The organism is Tessaracoccus lacteus, from assembly GCF_029917005.1.
Classification (GTDB): domain Bacteria; phylum Actinomycetota; class Actinomycetes; order Propionibacteriales; family Propionibacteriaceae; genus Arachnia; species Arachnia lactea.
This window is the reverse complement of sequence record NZ_CP123967.1, coordinates 1,648,778-1,668,546: the sequence shown is the minus strand read 5'-3', so window position 1 is coordinate 1,668,546 and position 19,769 is coordinate 1,648,778. Positions and strand designations below refer to the sequence as shown.

Sequence of the window (19,769 nt, the reverse complement as noted above, 5' to 3'; positions counted from 1 at the left end):
AGCCTAGCCAATGGACCCGCGCGTTACTTCGGGTCTGGTCGAGTGTCCAGGTGACGCGTCAGGGCTCCCCGGCCGAGGCCTCCCGCTCCCAGGTGAGCAGTTCCAGCGAGCTCGTCGGCACCTCGGCGCGCATCACCGCGACGGTGCGGCCCGGCAGGGTGAGCTTCGCCCCGGCGGGCAGCAGGACGTCGGGCAGTTCGCCGTCGTCCCCGCTGTGCCACACCACCCGGTAGCTGCGACCCCAGGGCAGTTCCGGCAGCTGGAGCCTGACGTCGTGGGCACCGGAGTTGAACCAGGTGAGGAACGCCTCGTGCTCGTTCGACACGTACATGCCGAGCAGGCGGCGGGATCCGTCGTGCCAGTCGATCTCGGTCATCTGCCCGCCCTTGCCGTTCATCCACGTCATGTCGACCCGGTGCAGGTTCTCGCCCTGGGGGCTGAGGATCTCGTTGTGATAGGCGAAGTCGGTCGGCTGGAAGACGCTGTAGGCCTGGCGGATGGCGATCAGCGAGCGCACCTTGTCGTGCACCCTGCGCCACTCGGGCGAGATGTTCCAGTCGACCCAGCTGATGGGCGAGTCCTGGCAGTAGGCGTTGTTGTTGCCCTGCTGCGTGCGTCCGAACTCGTCGCCGGCGGTCAGCATGGGCGTGCCGATGGCGAGCAGCTGCGTTGCCATCAGGTTCAGCACCTGGCGGCGCCGGACCGCGTTGATCTCCTCGTCGGGGGTCTCGCCCTCCCAGCCGTGGTTCCAGGAGCGGTTGTTGTCGGTGCCGTCGCGGTTCGACTCGCCGTTGGCGAGGTTGTGCTTGACGTCGTAGCTGACGAGGTCACGCATCGTGAACCCGTCGTGCGCCGTGATGAAGTTGATGCTCGACTGCGGGCAGCGGCCGGGGGCGTCGAAGAGGTCGGGGGAGCCGGCGAGCCGGGTCGCGAGCTCCTGGACACCGTGGACGGCGCCGCGCCAGTAGTCGCGCACCAGGTCACGGAACCGGTCGTTCCACTCGTGCCAGCCGGCGCCCCACGCGCCGACCTGGTACCCGAACGGCCCGATGTCCCATGGCTCGACGATGATCTTGATGTCGTCGAACGTCGGGTCGGCGGAAATGAGTCGCTTGATGGCATGGTGCTGGTCGACGTGGTGCTTCCTGTTGCGCACCAGCGTCGTGGCCAGGTCGAATCGGAAGCCGTCGACGCCCATCTCCGTGACCCAGTACCGCATGGAGTCGAGCACCATCGCGCGCACCATCGGCGTTGAGGTGTCGAGGGAGTTGCCGCAGCCGGTGACGTCGTAGTCGTCGCGCCCGTTGTCCGTGAGGCGGTAATAGGCGGCGTCGTCTATGCCACGCATGGACAGCGTCGGCCCGTCGGAGCCGCCCTCTGCGGTGTGGTTGTAGACCACGTCGAGGATGACCTCGATGCCGGCCTCGTGCAGGGCCGAGACCATCTGCTTGAACTCGTCGACCTGGCGTCCGACGGTGCCGCGCGTCGCGTACAGGGCGTGCGGGGCGAAGAAGCCGAGCGTGTTGTAGCCCCAGTAGTTGCGCAGGCCCTTCTCGGCGATGAAGGGTTCCGACACGAAGTGGTGCAGCGGCAGGAACTCGACGGCGGTGATGCCGAGGTCGACGAGGTAGTCGATCACGCTCGGGTGCGCCATGCCGAGGTAGGTGCCGCGCAGCTCGTGGGGGACCTGGGGGTGGAGCTTCGTGAATCCCCGCAGGTGGGTCTCGTAGATGATGGTCTGCGACAGGTCCCGTCGCTGGGCCACGGGCGTCGGCGCCGGGGTGCCTGCGACGACGACCGACAGCGGGACGGAGCCGAGCGAGTCCAGCGTCGACATGGTGCCGGGGTGGCCGGGGACGTGGTCGCGGATGGGGCCCCGGAAGTCGACGCCGCCGCTGATGGCGCGGGCGTAGGGGTCGAGCAGCAGCTGGTGCGGGTTGAAGCGGTCGCCGCCGTTGGGGTTCCAGGTGCCGAACACCCGGTACCCGTAGAGCTGCTCCGCGCCGACGCCGGGCACCTCGACGGTCCAGACCCCGTTCCCGTCGACCTCCATGGGGACCCGCCGCTCCCGGTTACGGGAGTCGACGAGGGCCAGCTCCACCCGGGCTGCGCGCGGCGCCCAGAGACCGAAGCGGGTGCCGGTCCCGGTGATCGTGGCGCCGAGAGCGTCGGTCGCGGGGAGCGGGGCAGGAGTCATCAGCTGGCTTTCTGTCCGTAGGTTGCCGCAACCAATACTGTCATTGCCGACGATGTGAACGTTAACCCGGGTGTCAACTGGCGCGTCGGATAAGTTGCACACATGTCCGTGTTCCTCGACCATGCCGCGACGTCACCCCTGCGCCCAGAGGCATTGGAGGCCTTCGTCGAAGCCTCGCGGATCGTGGGCAATGCCTCCTCCCTGCACCGGTCTGGACAGCGGGCCCGCGCGGCACTGGAGGAGGCCCGCGAGGAGCTGGCGGCCGCCGTCGGGGCGCACCCGAGCGAGGTCATCCTCACCTCGGGAGGGTCCGAGGCGGACACCATCGCGGTCCTTGGCGGCTGGGCCGCCCGCCGCGACGCCGGGTTGCCCCGCTGCTTGGTGTCTGCCGTCGAGCACCCGGCCGTCGCGGACGCCGTGGCGCGCGGGGCCGAGGTGCTCCCGGTGGACGGCGACGGGCTCGTCGACCTCGATCGCGCGGCGACGCTGGTCGACGCGTCGGTCGGGCTGGTCAGCGTGCAGTGGGTCAACAACGAGACCGGCGTCGTGCAGCCGCTTGCCGCCGTCCGCTCGCTGGCGCGGGACACCTGGCTGCACAGCGACGCCGTGCAGGCGCTCGGCCACGTGCCCGTGGACTTCGCCGCGAGCGGACTCGACCTGATGAGCCTGAGCGCCCACAAGGTCGGCGGGCCCGTCGGCATCGGCGCCCTGCTGGCGCGCAGGGAGACGACGCCCGCTGCGGTCGGGCTCGGCGGCGGACAGGAGCGGGGAGTGCGGTCCGGCACGAGCCCCGTCGCGCTGGCGGCGGCCTTCGCGCGCGCCGCGAGCCTCGCCGTCGACGAGCTCGCCACCGAAGCGGGCCGGCTCGTCGACCTGCGGGACCGCATCGTCGCGCTCGTCGTCGGGCTCGGGGCGCGGCTCAACAGCCGCGAAGGCGGCGCGCCACACATCGTGAACGCCACGTTCGACGGCGTCCGAGCCGACGACGTGCTGTTCCTGCTCGACCAGCTCGGGGTGTACGCCTCCGTCGGGTCCGCGTGCCGAGCGGGGGTGCACCAGCCGAGCGAGGTGCTGCTCGCGATGGGTCGCAGCCTCGAGGACGCCACGAGCTCGCTGCGCTTCTCGCTCGGCCACACTTCGACGGGGGCGGACGTCGAAGCCTTGGAGGTCGCGCTGCCGCAGGCGCTGGATCGGGCGCGCGGGGCCTTCGGGCGCGGCGCGTAGACTGGTGCGCCGGATCCAGGGTCAGGAGGCGCGGATGAGGGTGCTGGTGGCGATGTCCGGCGGGGTCGACTCCGCCGTCGCGGCGGCCAGGCTCGTGGCCGAGGGCCACGACGTCACGGGGGTGCACCTGGCGCTCTCGAAGAATCCCGCCTCCTACCGCTCGGGCGCGCGCGGCTGCTGCTCCCTGGAGGACTCCCACGACGCCCGCCGCGTCGCCGACAAGCTGGACATCCCGTTCTACGTGTGGGACTTCGCCGAGGAGTTCCACGAGGCCGTCGTCGAGGACTTCATCGACGAGTACCGCGCCGGCCGGACCCCCAACCCCTGCCTGAGGTGCAACGAGAAGATCAAGTTCGCCGCGGTGCTGGACCGGGGCATCGCGCTCGGGTTCGACGCTGTGGCCACGGGCCACTACGCCGACCTCCGCCGGTCCGCCGACGGCGCCGTCACGCTGCACCGCGCCGCCGATGCCGCCAAGGACCAGTCCTACGTGCTGGGCATGCTGACGCAGGCGCAGCTGTCCCGGTGCCTGTTCCCGCTGTTCGACGTCGAGAAGCCCGTGGTCCGAGAGGAGGCCCGCGCCCTCGGGTTCGGGGTCGCGAAGAAGCCGGACAGCCACGACATCTGCTTCATCGCGGACGGGGACACGCAGGGGTTCCTGTCCCGTCACCTCGACGACGCCCCCGGGGAGATCGTCGACAGGGCGGGGGCCGTGCTGGGCTCCCACGCCGGGACGCACAACTACACCGTCGGCCAGCGCAAGGGGCTCGACCTGCGGGTGCCGGCCCCGACGGGCGAACCGCGCTACGTGCTCAGCATCGAGCCCGCCAGCCGCACCGTCGTGGTGGGGTCGCGGGGGGAGCTGGCCGTCGACACGCTGACAGGCATCCGGGTCACCTGGACCGGAGCCCCGGTCGTCGGCCCCTGGCGCGGCCAGGCGCAGTACCGCGCGCACGGCGCGCCGCAGGACGCCACCATCGAAGCGGTCGGCGACGGGCTCGTCGTGGCCCTCGACGCGCCCGCCTCCGGGGTCGCTCCCGGCCAGAGCGTCGTGCTCTACGACGGCGACCGGGTCGTCGGCAGCGCCGTGATCGCCGAGGCCCGCTGATGCGTGTCACGGCGGCCGGGTCCCTGCCCGGCGATGACTTCCGCGGCGCGGTGAGGGCCATGTCCGAGGCGCTGCCGGACGTGCTGCCGCTGCCCGAGCTGCCGGCGCGCGGCGTCGGATCCGACATGTTCGGGCGCACGCTCGCCATGGTCGACGGCCTCGAGTTCGACCTGCAGCCCGCCGGCTGGCGACTGACCGCGCACGGCGATGCCGCATTCCGCCGGGCACGCGCCGAGTGGCGGCGGGACCTGGACGACGCCGAGGAGCTGCTGCAGGACTTCGACGGGGTGGTCAAGGTCGCGCTGACCGGCCCCTGGACGCTGGCCGCCGGCGTCGAGCGGCCAGCTGGGGACCGGCTGCTGGCCGACCACGGCGCACGCCGCGAACTCGCCCAGGCGCTGGCCGAGGCCGCGGCCGTGCTGCGCGCCGACCTGGCCCGCCGCCTCCCGCGCGCGACGGTGTGGGTGCAGGTCGACGAACCCGGGCTGATCGCGGTCGGGTCCGGGTCGGTGCCGACCGCCAGCGGGTTCTCGCGGCACCGTCGCGTCGGCGAGGCCGAGCTCGTCGACGCGCTGCGGCCCCTCGGCGGGGAGGCCTCCCTGCTGCACTGCTGCGCGCCCGGACGCTGGCTCGGCGTGGCCAGCCGGGCGCGCTTCCACGGGGTCGCCGTCGACGCGGCGCTCGTCGACCTCGACGAGCTGGCGCAGTGGTGCGACGAGCGTCGCCGGCTCGTTCTCGGGGTGGTCGACACCGCATCCCGCACCCGACAGGGCGTCGACGAGCTCGTGCGGACCGCGCTGCGCATCCTGAGGCAGGTCGGCACCGAGGTGTACGACGACCTGCTGCTCGGCACGGCCTGCGGGCTCGGCGGCTGGCGTCTCGGCGACGTCGTGCCGCAGCTGGACGCCCTGACCCGCGCGGCCGCGCTGGTCGAGGAGTCGCTGGCGCGCGGCTGACCCATGCGCAGCGCCTAGACTGGCGCCGTGCGCGTCTTCTCCGACCTGAATCTCGACGGCGACAACCCCGTGCGTGCCCACGCGAACCGTGGTACCTGGGGGCCGACGGGCGTGCCCACCACCAGGTGGAAGAAGGTCCAGCGGATCCTCATCCCGATCGTCACCGTCGCGATCGCCATCGGCCTGTTCTTCCTCGGCCGCATGTTCTACCTCATTCTGACCGGCGCGTAGGGGCCCAACTCGGTTCGCCCTAAGATGGTCCCGGCCGCGCCAGCGGTCGACTGGACAACCTAGGAGCAGCGCTGTGGGTCTCACCGCCGCCGACGTGGCTCGACTGGGCGCCTTGGCCCGCATCCAGCTCTCAGAGCAGGAATGCGCCGAACTCGCCCCCGAGCTGGACGTCATCTTGGAATCGATCCGACGGGTCTCGGAGGTCGCGACACCCGAGGTGCCGATGGCGACGCACGCGATCACGATGACCAATGTGTTCCGCGACGACGTGGTGCAGCCCTCGATGACGGCCGAGCAGGCGCTCTCCGGCGCCCCCGACAACGAGGACGGGCGCTTCCGCGTCCCGCAGATCCTGGGCGAGGAGTGAGCATGGACGAACTGATCCGCCTGAGCGCGGCAGAGCTCGGCCGCCGCATGGCAGCCGGCGAGCTCACCTCCGAGGAGCTGACCCGCGCCTGCCTTGCCCGCATCGAGGCGCTGAACCCGACGTTGAACGCCTTCCTGCACGTCGATGCCGAGGGGGCGCTTGCCGCCGCCCGCGCCGTCGACGCCCGGCGTGCCGCCGGTGACGAGCTCGGCCCGCTGGCCGGCGTGCCGATCGGCGTCAAGGACAACTACTGCACCACCGACATGCCCACGACGTGCGGCTCGCGGATGCTGCAGGGCTGGATTCCGCCGTATGACGCCACCGTCGTGAAGCGGCTTCGCGAGGCGGGGCTGGTCATCGTCGGCAAGACGAACATGGACGAGTTCGCCATGGGGTCGTCGACCGAGACGTCGTTCTACGGCCCGACCCGCAACCCGTGGGACACCGACCGGATCCCCGGCGGCTCCGGTGGTGGGTCCGCGGCTGCCGTCGCGTCCTTCATGGTGCCGCTGGCCGTCGGCTCCGACACGGGCGGCTCCATCCGGCAGCCTGGGGCGGTGACGGGCACCGTCGGCGTGAAGCCCACCTACGGCGGCGTGTCCCGCTACGGATTGGTGGCGATGGCCTCGAGCCTCGACCAGCCCGGCCCATGCACGCGCAGCACCGAGGACGCCGCGCTGCTGCAGGCCGTCATCGGTGGCTACGACGCGCACGACTCTGCCTCGCTCAACATGCCCGTGCCGGACCTCATCGCGGCTGCGCAGGCGGCAGACCTGACCGGCGTGCGGATCGGCGTCGTCACGGAGTTCCAGGGGGAGGGCTACGAGCGGGGGGTCCTGGAGCGCTTCGCCGAGGCCGTCGAGCTGCTCCGCGCGGCCGGTGCCGAGATCTTCGAGGTCAGCTGTCCCGCGTTCACCTACGCGCTGCCCGCCTACTACCTGATCCAGCCCGCGGAGCTGAGCTCCAACCTTGCTCGCTTCGACGGCATGCGCTACGGGCTGCGGGCAGGCGACGACGGCACCCACTCGGCCGAGCAGGTCATGAACCTGTCCCGCGAGGAGGGCTTCGGCCGCGAGGCCAAGCGCCGCATCATCATCGGCACCTACGCGCTGTCGGCCGGCTACTACGACGCCTACTACGGCTCAGCGCAGAAGGTCCGCACGCTTATCCAGGCCGACTTCACGAAGGCATTCGAGACCGTCGACGTGCTCATCTCGCCCACCACGCCGACCGTGGCGTTCCGGATCGGGGAGCGCATGAGCGATCCGATGAGCATGTACCTCGCGGATCTCTGCACCATCCCGTCGAACATGGCCGGCAACGCGTCCGCGTCGTTCCCCTGCGGGCTGAGCGACGGTCTCCCCGTCGGGCTGCAGGTGATGGCCCCGCCGATGGCCGACGAGCGGCTCTACCGTGTCGGCGGCGTCCTGGAGCGGGCGCTCGAGTCGGCCTGGGGCCACCCGCTGCTGGACGTACTTCCCACCATCGACACCCAGGCGGTGACCGCATGACCGAGCTGGCCGACTACGACGACCTGCTGACCCGCTACGAGCCCGCCCTCGGGCTCGAGGTGCACGTCGAGCTGAACACCGCCACCAAGATGTTCTGCGGCTGCGCCAACGAGTTCGGCGGCGAGCCGAACACCCACACCTGCCCGGTCTGCCTGGGGCTGCCCGGCTCGCTGCCCGTCATCAACGGCAAGGCGGTCGAGTCCGCCATCCGGATCGGGCTGGCGCTGAACTGCTCCATCGCGTCCTGGTGTCGCATGGCCCGGAAGAACTACTTCTACCCGGACATGACGAAGAACTTCCAGACCTCGCAGTACGACGAGCCGATCGCGTTCGACGGCTACGTCGACCTCGAGGTCGACGGCGAGACCTACCGCGTCGAGGTCGAGCGCGCCCACATGGAGGAGGACGCGGGCAAGGCGACGCACGTCGGCGGCTCGGGTCGGATCACGGGCGCCGACTACTCGCTCATCGACTACAACCGTGCCGGTGTGCCGCTGATCGAGATCGTCACCAAGCCGATCCTCGGCACCGGCGACAAGGCGCCCCAGGTTGCCCGCGCCTACGTCGCGCACCTGCGCGAGCTCGTGAAGGCACTCGGTGTCTCGGACGCCCGCATGGAGCAGGGGTCACTGCGCTGCGACGCGAACATCTCGCTGGCGCCCATCGGGGCCGACAGGCTCGGGACCCGCACGGAGACCAAGAACGTCAACTCGCTGCGTTCGGTCGAGACGGCCATCTCGTACGAGATGACCCGCCAGGCTGCCATCCTCGACGACGGCGGCCGCATCAAGCAGGAGACCCGTCACTTCCACGAGGCGGACGGCACCACGTCGCCCGGACGCTCGAAGGAGGAGGCCGAGGACTACCGCTACTTCGCGGAGCCCGACCTGATGCCCATCGCCCCGAGCGCCGAGTGGGTCGAGGAGCTGCGCGCCACCCTGCCGGAGCCGCCCGCCGAGCGCCGCCGCAGACTGCAGGCCGCCTGGGGGTTCAGCGACATCGACTTCGGCGCGGTCGTGAACTCCGGCGCCCTCACGCTGGTCGAGGAGACCGTCCAGGCGGGCGCCACGCCGGCCGCGGCCCGGAAATGGTGGGTCACGGAACTGGCCCGCCGCGCCAACGAGACCGGCGTCGAGATCGACGCGCTCGCCATCACCCCGGCGCAGGTCGCGGGCGTTCAGGCGCTCGTCGACGAGGGTAGGGTCAACGACAAGCTGGCCCGCCAGGTCATCGACGGCGTGCTCGCCGGCGAGGGCGAACCCGCCGAGGTCGTGGAGAAGCGCGGACTCGCCGTCGTCTCCGACACAGGAGCGCTGAGCGCCGCGGTGGACGACGTGATCGCGAAGAACCCTGACGTCGCGGCCAAGATCCGCGACGGCAAGGTCGCGGCGGCCGGCGCCCTGATCGGTCAGGTCATGAAGGCCATGCGCGGTCAGGCCGACGCGGCCAAGGTCCGTGAGCTGATCCTGGAGAAGCTCGCGTAGTCCCGGCCATGTCGGGTCGTTGAGCACTCCGACGGGCTCAGCACAGGCCTTGTCGGGCGTCGGGGTACCCGTGCGCGAGTGTTGTCAGCTGCAGCGGGCGAGGGTGGCGGCGTCTGCGATGGTGTCGCACCAGTCCTGGATGGACTTGTCGACGGTGCTGAGCTGGGGGCCGAGGTCGGGGGTGCATTCCAACCATGCACCGTCGCTGGTGACCTCGTAGACGTAGCCGAGGGGGCTGGTCCAGCGGAAGTGGCCGGGTGTGATCTGGTTCAGTACCCAGGCGCCTTTGGTCTTGCCGCGGTGGATGCGGCGGCAGAGCTGGGCGAGGTTGTCCAGCCGGGTCTGGCCGAGTCGGCCGGGCTGGTAGGTGGTGTTGTGGTCGACGTCCAGGCGGCGGGTGCGGGTGGAGAACGGGAACGCCTCGGTTGGGCGCAGCAGCCGCAGGAGCCATACCCCGCGCCGGGCACGGGCCTCAGCCTCCCGTTCCCTGGCGGCGGCCGCGTCGGCGCGGATGATCAGCTTCTTCAGCTCTCCCAGCGCGGCGCTGGGCACCAGGCCGTACTGCCGAGGCAGCCAATGGGCGGTGACGGTCTCGGCCTGCATCGGATCCAGCTCCCGACACAGCCAGGCGGCCTTCGCTGCGAGCCAGCGTTCGACCTCCCCGTTGATCACTGCCTCGAACAACATGGGGTGGCGGTACTTCAGGTTCAGCGCGGAAGCGATCGTCTCGATCGCCGAGGTCTGGGAACACCGCAGCAACGAGGCGACCTCCATCGCCAGGAACTCCGACACCGATGGGGTTCCCTCCCCGCCGGGACGGATCAGCTTCTCCGGGAGTCTGGTGTCGCGGTCCCGGTAGATCTCGGTCCCGTAATCCAGCAGGTCCGCCTCATCCACCCTGTACGCGACGGCCAGGTCGCAGATGACCTCCAGCTCCTCGGCCTCACCCCGGCGACGAAGAGTAACACCGGCGCGGAGGCGGATGGTCGCCTCCCGGGAATCGTCACGTCGCCGGGTTTCCATGACACTGACGCTACGACCCGCCACCGACACTTTTCGCACGCCCGTCTGAATTATCCACAGGCTCGTCTACTTGATCACACCCCTGATCGCCGACCATGACGTTGCCCGGTCCACCTCAACTCCCGCGCACAACGATGCGTATATCGGTGCTGCTGTTGCCATGTTGCAGCGGCCCCGACATAGGCATTTTTGTGCCGGAAAGGGGGCCGGGGTGGGCGTCGGAGCGGGGTGCTCAGGCGAGCCGGGCGCCGGCGGGCAGGGAACCGGCGTTTCCCCTTCGCTTCGCTCAGGGCCCTTCGACAAGCTCAGGGAACCGGGGCAAGCTCAGGTGACCGGGGCAAGCTCAGGTGACCGGGGCAAGCTCAGGTGACCGGGGCAAGCTCAGGTGACCGGGGGAGCTCAGGCACGCGGGTGATAGCTTGCGGCCATGGCAGGCAGGATGCACGAGAACCAGGTGGCGACCAGCGCCGGGCTCGTGCGTCGGCTGCTGGAGGAGCAGTATCCCGTGCTCGCCGGTGAGCCCATCGCGGACGTCCCTATGCACGGCACAGACACGGACGTGTACCGCGTCGGGGACCGGCACTGCGTGCGGCTTCCGATCGTGACCTGGGCCTTCGACCAGCAGGAGCGCGTCCGCCCCTGGCTGCCCTGGCTACGCGACCGGCTCAGCCTGCCGCCCGCCGTGCCCGAGTTCTACGGCGCGCCGGCCTGCGGCTACCCGGCGCCGTGGTGCGTCCAGCAATGGGTGCCAGGGCGTCGGCTCCAGCCCGGCAGCGACGACGCCGGTCTAGCCGTCGAGATCGCCGACTTCCTGCGCGAATTGCGGGCCCTCCCGATCCCCGAAGGGGCACCGACGGCAGGGCTCAGCCCTCACGACATGGACGCCGACGTGCGAGAGCGTCTTGCCGCGCTGGCAGGCAGCGTCGGCGACCTCGGCATCGGCGCGCGGACCCCCGGGGCGGGCGGCGCGGACGGTCCTGAGGCGGGCGGCGCGGACGGTCCCCAGGCGGGCGGCGCGGACGGTCCCCAGGCGGGCGGCGCGGACGGTCCCGAGGTTCACGATGACCTGGCCGCGGTCTGGACCACCCTGCTCGAGGCGACCCCGCCCTGGGACGGCGGCGGCGCGCTCTGGCTGCACGGCGACGTGGCGCCGGGAAACCTGATCGTCCGCGATGGGAGCCTCGTCGGGCTCATCGACTGGGGCGGCGTCGGGGTGGGGGAGCCCGCCAACGACCTGCAGGTCGCCTGGAATCTGTTCACACCGAACGCCCGCGAGGCCTTCCGGCGGGCCATCGACGTGCCCGACGCCACGTGGCGCCGGGCGCGGGCCCGGGCGTTCGCGCAGGCCGCGTTCCAGCTGTCCTTCTACCGCCTGACCCTCCCACCCCTGGCCGAGCAGGCCCGGCACACGTTCTCCCAGGTCCTCGGCGAGCTCGGCGTCTGACGGCGGGGATAGGTTGGGACCATGACTGATCCCACCCCATCCCCCTGGTTCGATCTGGACACCTACATCTCGACGCCCCGGCTCGGCGGGCTCACGCTGAGCCGTGACGGCTCGTCGCTCGTCGTGGCTGTCCAGGGCACCGATGCGGAGGCGACCGCCTACACCACCGCGCTGTGCCGGGTCGACCCGACGGGGGAGACCCCGTCGACCCGCCTCACGCGCTCCGTCAAGGGCGAGAGCCTCAGCGCGTTCCTGCCTGACGGGTCGCTGCTGTTCACCTCGAAGCGCGACCTCCTCGGCAAGGCGGGAGACAAGCCGTCCGAGACGACCGCCGCGCTGTGGTGCCTGCCGGCCGGCGGGGGAGAGGCCTACGAACTGGCCCGCCGTGACGGCGGCTGGGGTCAGGTGCTCACCACCGACAGCGACCGGGTCATCCTCGGCGTGCCCGTCCACCAGGGCGCCGCGGACGACGAGGCCGATTCCGCCAAGCGGACGGCGCGCCGGGACAAGAAGGTCGCCGCGCTGCTGCACACCGGCTACCCCGTCCGCTACTGGGATCACGACCTTGGCCAGGAGACCACGCGCCTGCGCGTCGGCCGCGTCACCGCGGAGGGCGACCGTGAGCTGGCCGACGTGGAAGACCTCACCGGCGACGTCGGTCGCGCGCTCGGCGACGTCGCGGTCTCCCGCGACGGATCGCTCATCGTGGCCGAGTGGTCGGTGCCCGAGGCGCACGGCGTCACCCGCGCCGAGCTCGTCCGCATCGACTCGGCCACGGGCGAGCAGACCGTCATCGCGTCGCACGCCGACGACGAGTTCGGAACCCCGGTCGTGAGCGACGACGGCAGCCTGATCGTCGCCGTCCGGAACCGCCGCTCGACCTCGGCGCTGAGCCCCGACGCCACCTTGTGGCTGATCGACGGCGACGGCGAGTCGCGCCCGCTGGCGGCCGACTGGGACCGCTGGGCGCACCCCGTCGCGTTCACTCCGGACAACGCCACGCTCATCGTGACCGCGGACGACGACGGCGAGTGCCCCGTCTTCGCCATCGATGTCGCAACCGGAGAGGTGCGCCGCCTGACGCAGCACGGCGCGTACAGCTCCGTCCAGCTCAGCCCCGACGGCGCCACCGCTTACGCGGTGCGCACCGCCTACGACATCCCGGGCGAGGTCGTCGCGATCGACATCGCTGGCGCCACGACCCGGGTGCTGCCCGGCCCCGTCGAGTACCCGGCGCTGCCCGGCCGCATCGAGCGCGTCGAGACCACCGCCGCCGACGGCACCAGGATCCCAGGCTGGCTGGTCCTGCCCGACGGTGCATCTCACGACAACCCGGCACCCCTGACGCTGTGGGTGCACGGCGGCCCGCTCGGCTCCTGGAACGCCTGGAGTTGGCGGTGGTGCCCCTGGCTGCTCGTCTCGCGCGGCCAGGCGGTCCTGCTCCCCGACCCCGCACTCTCCACCGGCTACGGCCTCGACCACATCCAGCGCGGCTGGGGACGGTGGGGGGCCGAGCCGTTCACCGACATCATGGCGCTGACCGACGCCGCGGAGGCGCGCGACGACGTCCGCGACGACGCCTCCGTCATGATGGGCGGCTCCTTCGGCGGCTACATGGCCAACTGGATCGCTACGCACACCGACCGCTTCGCCGCGATCGTCAGCCACGCCTCGCTCTGGAACCTCCAGTCCTTCGGCCCGACCACCGACGCCTCGTGGTACTGGAAGCGCGAACTCAGCGAAGAGATGATGGCCGCCCACTCGCCACATCTCTTTGCCGCCGACATCGTCACCCCGATGCTCGTCATCCACGGCGACCGCGACTACCGGGTGCCGATCGGCGAGGGGCTCGCCCTGTGGTGGGCGCTCAACGAGAAGCACGAGGGGGAACCCGCCGACCTGCCGCACCGATTCCTGTACTTCCCCGACGAGAACCACTGGATCCTGTCCCCGCAGCACGCGAAGGTCTGGTACGACACCGTCATCGAGTTCCTCGCCGCCCACCGCGAGGGCAGGGCGATGGAGACCCCCGAGCTGCTCTGACGCCCCGGACATGCGACGGCCCGTCCCCCGGCAGGGGACGGGCCGTCAGGCGTCGGGTCGGACTCAGAGTCCCTTGATCGCCTTCTGCCAGGCCTCCACGACGGCGGGCTCGCCCGTGACGGCGACGTCGGCCTTGCGCCCGCTCAGGTGCAGCAGGATCTCGGACGGCAGCCCGGCGATCGTCAGGGGCTTCGGGCCGCGCCCGAGCTGGGCCACCTCGCCCGTGTCGGTGCGCTGCAGCCGGACGTGCCCCTTGAACTGCATGTTCGTTTTGCGGGCCAGCACCTTGGTTATCGGCCACAGGTCGCGCTGGTCGCCGGGCCTCAGCACCTGGACGCGCCCGTTGGCGCGCAGCACATCCTCGTGATGCATGAAGTACTCGCCCGAGTTGACCAGGTTGTCGACCGGGAACATGATCCAGCCGGGCGTGCGGATGGCCTCGACCAGGGCCGGGTAGCCAAGCTCGTGGAGCGTCTCGCGCTGGATGCGCTCGGTCCTCGGCGCGAACTTCTCCGAGCCGATGCCAGGCAGCGCGCCGAGCTTGTGCTCGCGCACGTAAAGGTGAGCGGCGAGGTCCTGGGTCTGCCACCCCGCACACTCGGTCGGGGCGAAGGGGCCGAGCTCCTCGAGGAGGTCGGCCAGGGCAGCGCGTTGGCGTCGGGCGAGGGTCATGGGCACAAGACTAGACACTCTGAGCCAACCCGGCGGACGCGACATCCGGGAATGCGCGGGGCACAATAGGGCCCATGCCAGAGCTCACCTTCAACGCGGACGGCCTCATGCCCGCGATCGCCCAAGACGCCGACACCAGGGAGGTCCTGATGCTGGCCTGGATGGATGCCGAGGCCCTGCGCCGTACCCTCGCCACAGGCAGGGCCACCTACTGGTCGCGGTCCCGCCATGAGTACTGGGTCAAGGGAGAGACCTCCGGGCACCACCAGAGTGTCGTGAAGGTCGAGCTGGACTGCGACGGCGACACCATCCTCCTGACGGTCAACCAGACGGGGGCCGCCTGCCACACCGGCAACCGCACCTGCTTCTTCACGGAGCTGAACGACGGCGGCGCCGCATGATCATCTCGCCCACGCTCGAGGAGTTCACCGAGCAGGCCAGGACGCGCCGGGTCATCTCCGTCCACGCGCGGCTGCTTGCCGACGACCAGACACCCGTCGCCCTCTACCAGCAGCTCTGCGGCGGCAGGGAGGGCACCTTCCTGTTCGAGTCGGCCGACGGTGGGGTCTGGTCGCGCTGGTCGTTCGTCGGCGTCCGCGCCGCCGCGACGCTCACCGAGGGGGACGGCCACGCCGCCTGGATCGGCCGTGAGCTCGTGGGCATCCCTGACGACGGCGACCCTCTCGAGGTGCTCCGCGCCACGCTCGCCGAGCTCGCCACCCCGCCAGAGACTGGGCTCCCGCCGTTCCACGCCGGCATGGTCGGCTATCTCGGCTACGACGTCGTGCGGCGGCTCGAGAGGCTGCCCAACACCACGACCGACGACCTCGGCCGCCCCGAGCTCGTCATGATGCTCGCCAGCGAGCTCGCCATCCTCGACCACCACCGCGGCGAGCTGTGGCTCGTGGCCAACGCCATCAACTTCGACGGCACCGACGAGGGCGTCGAGCGCGCCTACCACACTGCCGTGGGCGCCATCGAGGACATGGCCGCCCAGCTGAGGCGCCCTCGGGCGAGCCTCGTCGTGCAGGAGGGCGAGCCCCGCACGCCCACCGTGATCCGCCAGCGCTCCTCCGAGGAGTACCGCGCGATCGTCGAGGAGGCGAAGGAGGAGATCCGCGCGGGGGAGGCCTTCCAGATCGTCGTGTCGCAGCGCTTCGACGTGCCGACCAGCGCCGATGCGTTCGAGGTCTACCGGGCGCTGCGCCTGACCAACCCGAGTCCCTACCTGTACCTGCTGAGGCTGCCGGGCTTCGACGTCGTCGGGTCCAGCCCCGAAGCCCTGGTGACGGTGCAAGACCGCGTCGCGACCACCCGGCCGATCGCCGGGTCCCGTCCGCGCGGGGCCACGCCCGAGGCCGACCGCCGCCTCGCCGAGGAGCTGCTCGCCGATCCGAAGGAGAAGGCGGAGCACCTCATGCTCGTCGACCTCGGGCGCAACGATCTCGGTCGGATCTGCGCCCCCGGCAGCGTCACCGTGCACGAGTTCATGAAGGTCCGCCGCTACTCGCACATCATGCACCTGGAGGCCGCGGTCTCCGGTCGCCTCCGGGAGGGAGCCACAGGTCTCGACGCGGTGCTCAGCTGCTTCCCGGCCGGCACTCTGTCCGGCGCCCCGAAGGTGCGGGCGATGGAGATCATCGACCGGCTCGAGGTGAGCCGACGCGCGCTCTACGGGGGAGTGGTCGGGTACTTCGACTTCGCGGGCAATGCCGACGTGGCCATCGCCATCCGCACCGCGCTGATCGCCGACGGCGTGGCGCACGTCCAGGCGGGAGCCGGGATCGTCGCCGACTCGGTCCCGGAACTCGAGGACGCGGAGTGCTCGCACAAGGCCAGGGCGGTCATCACGGCCATCGGGAGGGCAGAGGCCATGGTGGCGCCCGTATGACGGGGCGCGCGCCCGCGACACTCGTGGCCATGGCCGGGGCGCTACTGGCCACCCTCGGCTCGCAGGCGGCGTCGTCGCCGCTCATCGGGCCGGCGCTGGCGGTCCTGGCCGGCCTCGCGCTGAGCCTCATGCTGTACCGCACCGCACTGCGGGTCCTCGGCGTCGCGGTCACCGCGCTGTCGGTGGCGGGGCTGGGGTGGGCCGTCTCGCTCGGGGCGTGGATCGTCGGCGCGGGCTTCGCCGTCGCGGCGGCCGGGCTGCTCGGCGTCGTCGTGTGGGGGCCGCGCTGGGTCCGTCGTTCGCCCGCCGCCGAGCGGCGCCTCGACGACTGGTCGGCCATGGATGCTGGCCTCGACCCGACCACCACCGGGGATGAACAACGGCCTGACCGCGCCGCCTGATGGCGGTAGGCTCACCGGAGTCAGCGATCCGACCAAACCAGAGAGGCTGAGCGATGGCGCGTACCGCGAAGTACTACCACCACGGGCGGAGCCCTGCGGCCTGGGTCGGCTCTGTCGGCGTCGCGATCGGCTTCGTGCTGGTCGCCATCGCGGCCATGATCGGTCCCAGCTGGCCGCTCGTCATCACCGGCGCTGCCGTGATCCTGGTCGCTTGCCTCGTCACCATGGTCATGAAGACCATGGGCTTCGGCCAACCGTGACCGTCCTCGACGACATCATCGCCGGAGTCCGCGAAGACCTCCACGCCCGTACCGCACTCACCCCGCTCGCCGATGTGCGGCGCGCCGCGGAGAGTGCGCCCGCGCCCCTGGAGATCGTCCCCCGACTGCGCGACCCGCGCCTGGCCGTGATCTCCGAGGTCAAGCGCAGCTCGCCGTCCAAGGGACACCTGGCCGACATCGCCGACCCGGCGGAACTCGCCGCCTCTTACGCGGCGGGCGGCGCGGCGGCGATCTCCGTCCTCACCGAGCAGCGCCGCTTCAACGGCAGGCTCGACGACCTGGACGCCGTGCGCGCCCGCGTCGACGTGCCGGTGTTGCGCAAGGACTTCATGATCGACGAGTACCAGTTCTTTGAGGCCCGCGCCCACGGAGCGGACCTCGTGCTGCTCATCGTCGCGGCCCTCGACGACGCTCACCTGAGGAGCTTCCTCACCCTGACGTCCGACCTCGGCATGACGGCTCTCGTCGAGACGCACACCGCAGAGGAGGTCGACCGCGCGCTCGAAGCCGGTGCCGAGGTGATCGGCGTCAACAACCGCAACCTCAAGACGCTCGACGTCGACCTGGCGGCCTTCGGGGCGCTGGCCGGACGCATCGGCTCCGACGCCGTCAAGGTGGCCGAGTCCGGCATCCTCACCGCCGCCGACGTGGAACTCCTCGCCTCGCAGGGAGCCGACGCCATCCTGGTGGGGGAGGCGCTCGTCCGCCACGGCGACCCCGCCGCGGCGATCTCCGAGTTCATGGCGGCCGCAGAAAGGGGCATCCGATGAGCCTGCCGACCGACACGGGACACTTCGGCCAGTTCGGGGGGCGTTTCGTCCCCGAGGCACTCCAGGCTGCGCTGGCGGAGCTCACGGAGGCCTTCGACGCAGCCTGGGCGGACCCCAGCTACCACGCGGAGCTCGAGAAGCTGCAGCGCGATTACTCGGGCCGTCCGACACCCATCACCGTCGCGGGGAACTTCTCGCGGCAGTGCGGCAACGCCACGATCCTGCTCAAGCGCGAGGACCTGAACCACACCGGCGCGCACAAAATCAACAACGTGCTCGGCCAGGCCCTGCTCACCAAGCGGATGGGCAAGACCCGCGTCATCGCGGAGACCGGCGCCGGCCAACACGGCGTGGCCACCGCAACCGCCGCCGCCCTGCTCGGACTCGAGTGCCGCGTCTACATGGGGGAGGTCGACACGCAGCGTCAGGCGCTGAACGTCGCCCGGATGCAGCTACTCGGCGCGGAGGTCTACGCCGTGGCCGCCGGCTCCAGGACGCTCAAGGACGCCATGAACGAGGCGATGCGCGACTGGGTCACCACGGTCGAGGACACGCACTACCTCATCGGCACCGTCGGCGGCCCCCACCCGTTCCCGTACCTCGTGCGCGAGCTGCAGCGGGTGATCTCCACGGAGGCGCGGCGCCAGATGATCGCCGAGCACGGAGGCCTGCCCGACTATGTTGCAGCCTGCGTCGGGGGCGGCAGCAACGCCATCGGCATGTTCTACGACTTCATCGAGGATCCGTCCGTCGGCCTCTACGGATTCGAGGCCGAGGGCGAGGGGATCGCCACCGGGCGCCACGCGGCGACGATCACGGCGGGCAGCCCCGGCGTGCTGCACGGCGCCCGCACCTATGTCCTGCAGGACGAGGAGGGGCAGACCATCGAGTCGCACTCCATCTCGGCCGGCCTCGACTACCCGGGTGTCGGCCCCGAGCACGCCTGGCTGGCCACCACCGGCCGTGCGGTCTACGAACCGGTCACCGACGCGGACGCCATGGATGCGTTCAAGCAGCTGACCCGCACCGAGGGCATCATCCCGGCCATCGAGTCGGCCCACGCGGTCGCCGGCGCGAAGCGGCTCGGGCTGCGACTGGCTCAGGAGCGCCCGGACCTGCACCCGAAGATCCTCGTGTGCCTGTCGGGCCGCGGCGACAAGGACGTGGCGACGGCGTTCGACTGGTTCGGGCTGCCCGGCGTGCCGGACAAGACCGTTGGAGGTCTGGAATGAGCAGCTTCACCGACGCCGCCCGGCTGGGCAACACCGGCGCTGTCGTCAGCTCCTGCCTCGATGCGGGGCGACCGGCGCTCGTCGGCTACCTCCCCGTCGGCTACCCGTGCGTCGCGCAGTCGATGGAGGCTTTCCGTGCCGTGGTCGAGGGCAGCGACGGCCGCGGCGCCGACATCGTCGAGATCGGCATCCCGTACTCCGATCCGCTGATGGACGGGCTGGTCATCCAGCACGCCACCGTGAAGGCAAGGGCGCGCGGGGTCCACACGCGCGACGCGTTCACCGCCGCGGAGACGGTCGCCGCGACCGGCGCCGCCCCGATGGTGATGACCTACTGGAACCTGATCGAGGCCTACGGCCCCGACCGGTTCGCCCGCGACCTGGCCTCTGCTGGCGGCCGCGGCGTCATCACCCCGGACCTGCCCCCGGACGACTGTCCGGAGTGGTTCGAGGCCAGCGACGCGCACAACCTCGACAGGGTGTTCCTGATCGCCCCCAGCTCCACCGACGAGCGCATCGCGCTCACGATGGGATCGTGCCGTGGCTGGGTGTACGCCACCAGCGTGATGGGCGTCACCGGAGCGCGCTCCGCCACCTCCGACGCCGCGCCCGTGATCGTGGGACGCGCCCGCGCCATCGACCCGACCGTCCCGGTCGGCATCGGTCTCGGCGTGAGCAACGGGGCGCAGGCGGCCGAGATCGGCGGCTACGCTGACCTCGTGATCGTCGGCTCGGCGCTGCTCAAGTGCCTGGACTCCGACGGGGCAGACATGCCGGGGGACCTGCGGCGCCTGCGGGCGCTGTCGGGCGAACTGGCCGCGGGCGTCGCGAGCGCCCGCCCTTGATCCCGGCGACTGATCCCGTGTCCCGGCCGGCCCGGGGGATCAGTTGTTGCGGGTTCGTTACAACCTGGCAAACCGGCCGCCCGCTCGGT

Annotated in this window: 19 protein-coding genes; 16 read left to right on the top strand and 3 right to left on the bottom strand. The window is 71.2% G+C overall.

Annotated features, from left to right (window positions below):
- Window positions 1-58: 58 nt before the first annotated feature.
- Window positions 59-2,197, bottom strand: a complete 2,139-nt coding sequence (gene glgX / locus QH948_RS07690) for a glycogen debranching protein GlgX (protein WP_281143877.1) — start codon at window positions 2,195-2,197, stop codon at window positions 59-61.
- A gap of 102 nt (window positions 2,198-2,299) precedes the next feature.
- Here glgX and QH948_RS07685 point away from each other — a divergent pair, with 102 nt between their 5' ends.
- The 7 genes from QH948_RS07685 to gatB all read left to right on the top strand — a co-directional run bounded on the left by QH948_RS07685 (window position 2,300) and on the right by gatB (window position 9,078).
- A complete protein-coding gene (locus QH948_RS07685; protein WP_281143876.1) occupies window positions 2,300-3,421 on the top strand; it encodes a cysteine desulfurase family protein in 1,122 nt (373 codons plus the stop codon).
- A 34-nt stretch (window positions 3,422-3,455) separates the two neighbouring features.
- Window positions 3,456-4,529 (top strand): tRNA 2-thiouridine(34) synthase MnmA, encoded by a 1,074-nt coding sequence (gene mnmA, locus QH948_RS07680; RefSeq protein WP_281143875.1) that lies wholly within the window; start codon window positions 3,456-3,458, stop codon window positions 4,527-4,529.
- On the top strand, window positions 4,529-5,485 hold the full coding sequence (locus QH948_RS07675; RefSeq protein ID WP_281143874.1) for a uroporphyrinogen decarboxylase/cobalamine-independent methonine synthase family protein: 957 nt from the start codon (window positions 4,529-4,531) through the stop codon (window positions 5,483-5,485). Before mnmA ends, QH948_RS07675 begins: the two co-directional genes overlap by 1 nt.
- 27 nt (window positions 5,486-5,512) lie before the next feature.
- Window positions 5,513-5,716 (top strand): hypothetical protein, encoded by a 204-nt coding sequence (locus QH948_RS07670; RefSeq protein ID WP_219084017.1) that lies wholly within the window; start codon window positions 5,513-5,515, stop codon window positions 5,714-5,716.
- A gap of 73 nt (window positions 5,717-5,789) precedes the next feature.
- The gene (gatC, locus tag QH948_RS07665; protein ID WP_281143873.1) at window positions 5,790-6,083 is read left to right on the top strand and encodes an Asp-tRNA(Asn)/Glu-tRNA(Gln) amidotransferase subunit GatC; all 294 of its coding nucleotides are present in this window, start codon (window positions 5,790-5,792) and stop codon (window positions 6,081-6,083) included.
- A 2-nt stretch (window positions 6,084-6,085) separates the two neighbouring features.
- Window positions 6,086-7,594 carry an Asp-tRNA(Asn)/Glu-tRNA(Gln) amidotransferase subunit GatA gene (gene gatA, locus QH948_RS07660; protein ID WP_281143872.1) on the top strand — a complete coding sequence of 503 codons (1,509 nt, stop codon included), beginning with the start codon at window positions 6,086-6,088 and terminating at the stop codon, window positions 7,592-7,594.
- Window positions 7,591-9,078 carry an Asp-tRNA(Asn)/Glu-tRNA(Gln) amidotransferase subunit GatB gene (gene gatB, locus QH948_RS07655; RefSeq protein ID WP_281143871.1) on the top strand — a complete coding sequence of 496 codons (1,488 nt, stop codon included), beginning with the start codon at window positions 7,591-7,593 and terminating at the stop codon, window positions 9,076-9,078. Before gatA ends, gatB begins: the two co-directional genes overlap by 4 nt.
- An 84-nt stretch (window positions 9,079-9,162) precedes the next feature.
- Here the strand turns inward: gatB and QH948_RS07650 are convergent, their stop codons facing one another.
- Window positions 9,163-10,101, bottom strand: a complete 939-nt coding sequence (locus tag QH948_RS07650; protein WP_281143870.1) for a hypothetical protein — start codon at window positions 10,099-10,101, stop codon at window positions 9,163-9,165.
- 427 nt (window positions 10,102-10,528) lie between these two features.
- Between QH948_RS07650 and QH948_RS07645 the strand changes: the two genes are divergently transcribed.
- Window positions 10,529-11,545, top strand: a complete 1,017-nt coding sequence (locus QH948_RS07645; protein ID WP_281143869.1) for a phosphotransferase — start codon at window positions 10,529-10,531, stop codon at window positions 11,543-11,545.
- A 21-nt stretch (window positions 11,546-11,566) separates the two neighbouring features.
- The gene (locus tag QH948_RS07640) at window positions 11,567-13,588 is read left to right on the top strand and encodes a prolyl oligopeptidase family serine peptidase (protein ID WP_281143868.1); all 2,022 of its coding nucleotides are present in this window, start codon (window positions 11,567-11,569) and stop codon (window positions 13,586-13,588) included.
- Between the two features lie 63 nt (window positions 13,589-13,651).
- Here QH948_RS07640 and QH948_RS07635 read toward each other — a convergent pair whose 3' ends face one another.
- Window positions 13,652-14,260: a TIGR03085 family metal-binding protein gene (locus tag QH948_RS07635; RefSeq protein ID WP_281143867.1), complete on the bottom strand. Its 609-nt coding sequence runs from the start codon at window positions 14,258-14,260 to the stop codon at window positions 13,652-13,654.
- Window positions 14,261-14,334: 74 nt separating this feature from the next.
- Here QH948_RS07635 and hisI point away from each other — a divergent pair, with 74 nt between their 5' ends.
- From hisI to trpA, 7 genes are read left to right on the top strand one after another with little or no spacing between them, the layout of a single operon-like run.
- Window positions 14,335-14,661 (top strand): phosphoribosyl-AMP cyclohydrolase, encoded by a 327-nt coding sequence (hisI, locus tag QH948_RS07630; RefSeq protein WP_281143866.1) that lies wholly within the window; start codon window positions 14,335-14,337, stop codon window positions 14,659-14,661.
- Entirely contained in the window at window positions 14,658-16,151 is a 1,494-nt protein-coding gene (locus QH948_RS07625; RefSeq protein ID WP_281143865.1) for an anthranilate synthase component I, read from the top strand. The genes hisI and QH948_RS07625 overlap by 4 nt, the downstream gene beginning before the upstream one ends.
- Before the next feature lie 29 nt (window positions 16,152-16,180).
- A complete protein-coding gene (locus tag QH948_RS07620; protein WP_281143864.1) occupies window positions 16,181-16,552 on the top strand; it encodes a hypothetical protein in 372 nt (123 codons plus the stop codon).
- A 53-nt stretch (window positions 16,553-16,605) separates the two neighbouring features.
- Window positions 16,606-16,812: an HGxxPAAW family protein gene (locus QH948_RS07615; protein WP_281143863.1), complete on the top strand. Its 207-nt coding sequence runs from the start codon at window positions 16,606-16,608 to the stop codon at window positions 16,810-16,812.
- Entirely contained in the window at window positions 16,809-17,603 is a 795-nt protein-coding gene (gene trpC, locus QH948_RS07610) for an indole-3-glycerol phosphate synthase TrpC (protein ID WP_281143862.1), read from the top strand. The genes QH948_RS07615 and trpC overlap by 4 nt, the downstream gene beginning before the upstream one ends.
- Complete coding sequence (trpB, locus tag QH948_RS07605; protein WP_281143861.1) at window positions 17,600-18,835, top strand: tryptophan synthase subunit beta; 1,236 nt, start codon at window positions 17,600-17,602, stop codon at window positions 18,833-18,835. The genes trpC and trpB overlap by 4 nt, the downstream gene beginning before the upstream one ends.
- Window positions 18,832-19,680, top strand: coding sequence for a tryptophan synthase subunit alpha (gene trpA, locus QH948_RS07600; protein WP_281143860.1), 849 nt, complete (start codon window positions 18,832-18,834; stop codon window positions 19,678-19,680). Before trpB ends, trpA begins: the two co-directional genes overlap by 4 nt.
- Window positions 19,681-19,769: the final 89 nt, after the last annotated feature.